Here is a 211-nt window from a genome sequence, read left to right as displayed (position 1 = left end):
AATGACGACGCGCCAATACCTTCAAATGAGCCTGTTCAGGGCAGTATGTCTGGACTTCTTGATTTCTCTTCAATTCTCTGCTGATGGTCGATGGGCTTCGCTTAAGTGACTTCGCAATAAAAAGCTGTGAAAAACCCGCTTCTCTTAAACTGGAAATCGGGTATCTTTCTGTTTCGGTCAGTTGTGTATAGGCCATAGTGCATTTTCCTTT

Annotated in this window: 1 protein-coding gene; it reads right to left on the bottom strand. The window is 43.6% G+C overall.

Annotated elements, in window-relative coordinates; all coding sequences use genetic code 11:
* A partial coding sequence (locus tag ABR397_RS24930) for a helix-turn-helix domain-containing protein (protein WP_350308001.1) occupies positions 1-196 on the bottom strand: 196 nt, incomplete at its 3' end.
* Between the last annotated feature and the right edge of the window lie 15 nt (positions 197-211).

The organism is Photorhabdus viridis, assembly GCF_040256935.1.
In the GTDB taxonomy this organism is placed as follows: Bacteria; Pseudomonadota; Gammaproteobacteria; order Enterobacterales; family Enterobacteriaceae; genus Photorhabdus; species Photorhabdus viridis.
The sequence above is the reverse complement of the archived record's forward strand: the minus strand, read 5'-3'. Positions and strand labels throughout refer to the sequence as shown.